The sequence below is a fragment of the Planctomycetota bacterium genome (assembly GCA_035384565.1).
GTDB lineage: Bacteria > Planctomycetota > PUPC01 > DSUN01 > DSUN01 > DAOOIT01.
In genome coordinates this window covers 1-6794 of sequence record DAOOIT010000109.1, presented here as the reverse complement: position 1 = coordinate 6794, position 6794 = coordinate 1, and the positions used below count along the sequence as shown (strand labels likewise).

Here is a 6794-nt window from a genome sequence, read left to right as displayed (position 1 = left end):
CCCACCGTGCAATCCTCCTCCACCAGCCGAGCGCCACCGCAGACCCCGGGGAAGCGATTGCATACTTGAACAACTATGCAATCTTGCACCGGGGCCCTCTGGCCACATGGTTCCACGCCCATCTGCGGCACGCGCCACCGCCGCGGGCAGCCCCGCATGGAATTCGGCTTCATTCCCCTATCACCTTGATCACCAGACGCTTGCGCCGCTGTCCGTCGAACTCCGCATAGTAGATCTGTTGCCATGGCCCAAGGTCCAGCTTGCCCGCAGTGATTGGCACGATCACCTCGTGGTGCACCAGCAGACTCTTCAGGTGCGCATCGCCGTTCGCCTCGCCGGTCCCGTGATGGCGGTAGTTCGGCCCCTTCGGAGCCAGCTCCTCCAGCCAGGCGTCAATGTCCTGGATCAGCCCTGGTTCGGCGTCGTTCACGTAGACTCCTGCGGTGATGTGCATGGCGGAGACGAGCGCCAGGCCCTCCTGGATGCCGCTCTGGCGCACGACCTCCTCCACGTTGTCGGTGATGTTGAGATACTCGCGCGGCTTACGGGTGGTGAACCACAGGTATTCCGTGGCAGACTTCATCGCGGCCACCTTTCGTTGCTAACTCCTGGATTGGAACCACCGCAGTCCCGGCCTCGACTAACGTTGAGCGGCCGGCCCAATCGGGCTTGATCTCCCCCGCGCCGGGCCGTATAGTGATAGGATAGAGGCTGAACCCAAGGAACGAGTTCTCCTGCACTTAGGTGGTCGGGGCGTGTGGCGTTCGGTGTTGAGCTGGCTGCTCGGGATCAACCGCGGCGAGATCGCGGAAGGCACGGGCGTGCGCCTCAAGCTCGCAAACCCCTGGCCCACCTGGGTCATCCTGCTGGCCGCCGTCGCCGCCATCTGGCTCGTCGCCTTTCTCTACAGCCGCGAAAAGGGCACGGCCACGCGCCGCCGCAAGGCCGTCCTGGCCGTCCTCCGATGCCTGGTGATCGCCCTCGTGCTCCTCATCCTCTTCAAACCGATTCTAGCCGTTGACAAGAGCGAGTTCAAGGAGGCTTACGTAGTCGTCCTCCTGGACGACTCCCTCTCGATGCGTCTGCGCGACCGGTATTCGGACCCTGCGCTGCGCTCCGCCTTGACGCGCATCGCAGGCGTGGACGAGGCCACGCTGGATGACCAGACCCGTGCCGACCTCGTGAACCGGGCTCTGGCGAATCCTGCCGTTGACCTCCTGGGCAAGCTCTCGAAGCAGTGCAAGCTCCGCGTCGCCACCTTCGCCGGCGACGTGCGGGGCGTGGACCTACAGGCCGCGCGCGCAAAGGAAGCCGGCAACCCGCCGCCGGTAGTCGCACCCGCCGGCAACCGCACGCTGCTCGGCGCCGCGCTGCGTGAGATGGCCGAGGCCCTTCGCGGCCACCGCATCGCCGCCGCCATCGTGATTACGGACGGCCGGACGCAGGATGTAGACCCCTCGGCCATGGAGATCGCGCGCCGCCTCCCCGCCGTCCACGGCGAATCGTTCCCCGTCTTCACCGTCGGCGTCGGAGCCGCCGACGAGGCCAAGGATATCGAGGTCGTCAAGATCCTCGCCCCCACCACCGCCAGGAAGGACGATCAGGTGACCTTCAGCGCCGTGGTCGCCGCGAAGGGCTTTCGCGGCGACGTGGACGTGCTGCTCAAGGCCGACGGCAAGCTGGTGAACACCGTGCGCTCACGCATCGAGGGCGACGGCCCGCAGACCATCCCCATCCGCTACACCCCAGAGGCGGCGGGCACCTTCCGCTTCTCCGTCGAGATCCCCCCCGAGCCGGGCGAGTTGAGCACCGAGAACAACGCCTCGCGCCACGTCCTCACCGTCAAGGACGCCCGGACCAAGGTGCTCTTCGTGGCTGGCCAGCCCAGCTACTTCTACCGCTTCCTCAAGAACGCCCTGATCGTGGACAAGTCCATCCTCCTGAGCTGCTTCCTCCAATCGGCCGACCCCGACTTCATTCAGGAGGGCAGCCGCCGGATCACCCACTACCCCGAGACGCGCGAGGAGCTGTTCGATTTCGACGTGGTGGTCTTCAGCGACGTGGACCCCACCATGCTGCGCCCCGAGCAGCTCGCCGACCTGCGAGCCTTCGTGGGCCAGTTCGGGGGCGGCTTCATCCTGGTCGCCGGCAGCTTCCACCCGCCCGAGGTCTGGAAGGGCACCGCCATCGAGGAACTCCTCCCCGTCGTCCCCAGCGGGGCGGCGCCCCAACCCGATCTCCTCGCCGCCAAGACCCTCAAGGAGCCGTTTCGCGCGCGCCTCACCGAGCAGGGCCGCGTCCACGGCATCACGCAACTGGCCGACACGCCCGAGGAGAGCCAGAAGGTCTGGGAGGGCTTCCCCGGCTGCTACTGGTACCACCCGGTCACCCGAGCCAAGCCCGCGGCGGTCGTCCTCGCGGAACACCCGTACGACCGCGACGAGCGCGGCCCCATGCCGCTCATCGTGGTCGGCCGCTACGACCCGGGCCGCACCCTCTACTGCGCCCTCGACGGCACGTGGCGCTGGCGCTTCTGGGTCGGGGACGTCTATTTCAACCGCTTCTGGGTCCAGGCAATCAACTACGTCGGCTCCTACCGCATCCTGGGCGGTAGCCGCCGCATCCAACTCGCTACCGACAAGCGCTCCTACACCCTCGGCGAGCGGGTCGTCGTCCAGGCCCAGTGCCTCGACGACGCCTTTCGCCCTCTACAGGCGGAGGCCGTCGAGGCGCGCCTCGAGGCGCCCGGGGCGTCGGCCGAGGCCGTTCGCCTCCTGCCCAGCCGCCAGGGCGCCGGCATCTTCGAGGGCTCGTTCGTCGCCAGCCGGCCCGGCTCCACCCTCCTCTCGCTCCCCCTCGGCAACGAGCAGGAATCGGTGACCTTCGACATCCATCTGCCCGAGACCGAGTTCCAGCACCCCACCATGGACGCCCGCACGCTGCGCGACATTGCCGCCGCCACGCGGGGAGAGTTCCTGCGCCTCGACCAGCTCGACACCCTGGCCCCCCGAATCCAGGCGGCAGGCCAGGAACTCACCACGGAGGTTCAGGACCCCCTCGTGGACGCCCCTGTCCTGCTCGTGATCTTCCTGAGCCTCGTGTGCTCCGAATGGTGGTTCCGCAAGCGAGGAATGCTCGCATGAGGACGACGCGCCGAATGCTGTGGTTCTGGGCCTCCGTCGCCTGTGCGGCGAGTGCGGGCACCAGCGGCCTGCCGAAGATGGCGCTCTCCGAGAAGACACGGCAGGTGGTGCTCGACGGCCTGCGGTACCTGGCGCGCACGCAGAACCGCGACGGCTCGTGGTCGGGCCGCGGCGGCTACAGCCGCAACGTGGGCGTGAGCGCGCTGGCCTGCATGGCCTTCATGGCCAACGGCAGCCAGCCCGGGCGAGGCGAGTTCGGCGAGAACATTGACCGCGGCCTCGACTTCATCCTGAGCAACGTGCGCCGCGACGGCTACATCAGCGCCGGGGCCGACTCGCGCATGTACGAGCACGGCTTCGCCACACTCTTCCTCGGCGAAGCCTATGGCATGACGCAGCGGCCCGACATCGCCGACAAGCTCCGCCTCGCCGTCGCCCTCATCCAGCGCTCTCAGAAGCACGCCGACGGCGGCTGGCGTTACGACCCCTCGCCGCTGGCCGAGTCGGACATCTCGGTGACCGTGTGCCAGATCATGGCCCTGCGCTCCGCGCGCAACGCCGGCATCAAGGTGCCCAAGGAGTGCATAGACCGCGCGGTGAACTACGTCAAGCAGAGCTGCCTGCCCGACGGCTCCTTCTGCTACATGCTCCACAGCCGCTCGCGCGGGTCCTACGCACTGCTCTCGGCCGGCGTCAGCTCGCTCTACGGCGCCGGCGAGTTCGACTGCCCCGAGCTCAAGCGTGCCCTCGCCCTGTTCGAACAGGAGACGCCCCGCAACATCTCTCACCGCGGGCCGATCAGCCACTACTACTCCTATGCCCACTACTATGCCTCGCAGGCCGCCTACCACGCCGGCGGCCGCTACTGGAGCGCCTACTACCCCGCCATCTCGAAGGAACTCACCGAGACGCAGGAGGCCAACGGAAGCTGGCAAGACACCTTCGGCGAGGCCTACGGCACCGCCATGGCCTGTCTCGTGCTCCAGCTCCCCTACCAGTACCTGCCCATCTTCCAGCGGCTCGGGGCCGAGGAGGCCGCGTTGCTGAGGAAGGAGGCACCCGTTGGCCCCGAATGAGCTGCACGGCAAACTCCGCGCCCTGCGCGCCCGCCTCCGCGCGCTGGTCGTGCTGGCCGGCGCCAGCCGAGTCATCCTCATTGCTCTGGGCGCCCTGGCCGCCGCTTTCCTGCTGGACTGGGCCGCGAGGATCGAGACCCCCGGGCGTGTCGTGCTCCTGCTGGCCACGCTGGGCGCCTGGGGTTACGCGCTCGTGCGTTACCTGGTCCTGCCGCTGCGCGTGCGCATGGCCGACGACGACCTGGCGCTCCTCGTCGAGCGTCAGTTTCCCACCCTGCGCGACCGCCTGATCTCCACCGTGCAGTTCGCACGGGCGCCCAGCGTCGCCCCGCTGTCGCAGGCGATGGTCGCCCGGCTGACCTCCGACGCCTGGCACCAGGCCGCGCCGCTCCGCTTCCACGAGGTGGCCTCCGCCCGCAAGCCCGCATACTGGGCCCTGGCGGCCTTGGTGGCGCTGGCCCTGGCCAGTTCCTACACGCTCCTGTTCCCTGCAAATGTGACCATCTTCGCCTATCGGTTTTTCGACCCGACCAGTTCGGTCGAGTGGCCCCGGCGCACCCAGCTCACGGTCCTGGCCTACGACAAGGACGGCCGCCCGCTCGCCCTGGAAGGCGACCAGATCCATGTGCCGAAGGGCGAGGACCTCAACCTGCTGGTCCGCGCGGCCCGTTCTTCGGGCGCCATCTGGCGCCCGCCGCGACGGGTGGCGGTTCACTACCGCTATGCCACCGGCGGCGTGAACACCCGCAGCGTGCCCATGGGCGACGAGGCGGCCTATCCAACCTGCTTCGCAACCGTCGCCGAACCCTTCTCATTCCACGTGACCGGCGACGACGCCACGACCCGTACCTACCGGGTGGACGTGCGCACCCGCCCGCGCATCGAGGACCTACGTCTCACCGTTCGCGCCCCCGCCTACACAGGCGAGCCTGAGCGCGTGCAAGCCGATGGCCGCGGAGCCATCGCCGCCCTGGCGGGTTCGACCGTGGACATCGAGTTCACCACCAGCAAGCCTATCGCCGACGCGCCGGGCAGCGCGGCCGTCGTCATCGAGGGCCAGCCGCCCGTTCCACTGGCTTTCGTAGCGCAGGATGGCGAGCCTTCCCGCACGCGCCTTCGCGGCTCGTTCACCCTTCAGGCGGGCCAGAAGGAGTACACCATCGCCCTCGTGGACACAGACGGCCTGGGCAGTTCGCCGCCCGCCACCTACCGTCTCGACGTGCGTCCCGACCGCGAGCCCGTGGTCAAGCTGCCCCAGCCCGGCGCCAGCAGGAAGGTCACGCCGAACGCTGTCGTGCCCATCCGCCTGTCCGTGGAGGACGACTACGGCGTCACCCGCACCCGCTTCGCCTACCAGCGCGGCGAGACGGAGAAGCCGGCCGTCCACGCCTTCCCCGACCAGAAGTCGCCCGCGAAGAAGGTCGAGCAGGCGTTCGAATGGGACTTGACGTCCCTGGCCCTCAAGGAACGCGACACCCTCCGCGTCCACGCCGAGGCCGAGGATGCCTACACACAGACGGTGGGCGGCAAGTCGCTGGGGCCCAACGTCGGGCGCTCGCCCACGTACCTCCTCACTGTCATCTCAGGGGCCGAGATGGCCTCGTTCCTCCAGCGCCAGCAGCAGGAGATCAAAGAGCGCATCAAGAAACTCATCGGGCGCCAGGAGGCCGAGAAAGGCACTGTCGAGCACTTGCGGGGCAGCGAGAAGCTCGACCGCCGCCAGGCCACCGTCGCCGAGCGCGAACAGATGAAGATCGCGGCGGCGGCTGAAGCTGTCGCCACGGAACTCGAAACCGTTGTCGAGGACATGAAGCAGAACAAGATCGGCACCCCCGTAGATCACCGCCGGGCCTCGGAGTTGGGCGACTCGGTGCGCCAGGCCGCCAAGGCCGACATGCCCGACGCCGCACGTGAGATCGGAAAGGCCGCCCAGACCAACGAGCGTCTTGAGCAGCTCCGCCACCTCGCCGCCGCGGCAGACAGGCAACAACAGATCGTCGAAAACCTGCGCAGTGCCCTGGCGAAGTTCGATCAGTGGAGCGACGTGGACGAGTTGGTGCGCGACGCGAGCGAACTGCTCCTCGCGCAGAAGAAGCTCAACGAGGGCACCGCCGACATGGCCCGCAAGCTCCTCGGCAAGCCCGAGGACCAGCTCACCCCCGTCGAAAAGGGCGCCGCCCGCAGCCTCGCCCGCTCGCAGCAGGGCGCGCGCGACTCGATGCAGGCCCTCGAAGGCAAGATGGCCGACGTGGCCCAGCGGATCGGCGAGAAGGACCCCGCCGTCGCCAAGATCGTAGGCCAAGCCCTCTCCCAGGCCACCGCCGACCAGATCCGCAAGCGGATGGACGACGCGGCGAGCCTGATTGACCAGGCGCGGCCCGCCTCCGCCCTTCCCCCCCAGGGCGAGGCCACGCAGGCCCTCGAACGCCTCGTCGAGACCCTCTCCCGCGCTCGCAGCCCGTACCTCGCCAATGACCTCCGGCGTCTTCAGGAGGACCTCCGCCAAAAGCTGGAGGACATCGAGAAACTCCTCGCCGATGAGAGGCGTCAGCTCACCGAGACCCAGGTAGCGAAT

At 68.4% G+C, this 6794-nt stretch carries 4 protein-coding genes; 3 read left to right on the top strand and 1 reads right to left on the bottom strand.

Annotated features, from left to right (window positions below; genetic code table 11):
• Positions 1-169: 169 nt before the first annotated feature.
• Complete coding sequence (locus PLE19_22690; GenBank protein ID HPD17756.1) at positions 170-583, bottom strand: secondary thiamine-phosphate synthase enzyme YjbQ; 414 nt, start codon at positions 581-583, stop codon at positions 170-172.
• A gap of 172 nt (positions 584-755) precedes the next feature.
• Between PLE19_22690 and PLE19_22685 the strand changes: the two genes are divergently transcribed.
• From PLE19_22685 to PLE19_22675, 3 genes are all read left to right on the top strand, one after another.
• A complete protein-coding gene (locus tag PLE19_22685; GenBank protein HPD17755.1) occupies positions 756-3143 on the top strand; it encodes a hypothetical protein in 2388 nt (795 codons plus the stop codon).
• Complete coding sequence (locus PLE19_22680; protein HPD17754.1) at positions 3140-4219, top strand: terpene cyclase/mutase family protein; 1080 nt, start codon at positions 3140-3142, stop codon at positions 4217-4219. Before PLE19_22685 ends, PLE19_22680 begins: the two co-directional genes overlap by 4 nt.
• Positions 4206-6794 (top strand): hypothetical protein (locus PLE19_22675; GenBank protein ID HPD17753.1); only part of this gene is annotated, 2589 nt, incomplete at its 3' end. The genes PLE19_22680 and PLE19_22675, both read left to right, overlap by 14 nt.

Coding starts and splice junctions, on each gene's coding strand:
- PLE19_22690 (HPD17756.1), bottom strand. CDS start 583: ATGAAGTCTGCCACGGAATACCTGTGGTTCACCACCCGTAAGCCGCGC.
- PLE19_22680 (HPD17754.1), top strand. CDS start 3,140: ATGAGGACGACGCGCCGAATGCTGTGGTTCTGGGCCTCCGTCGCCTGT.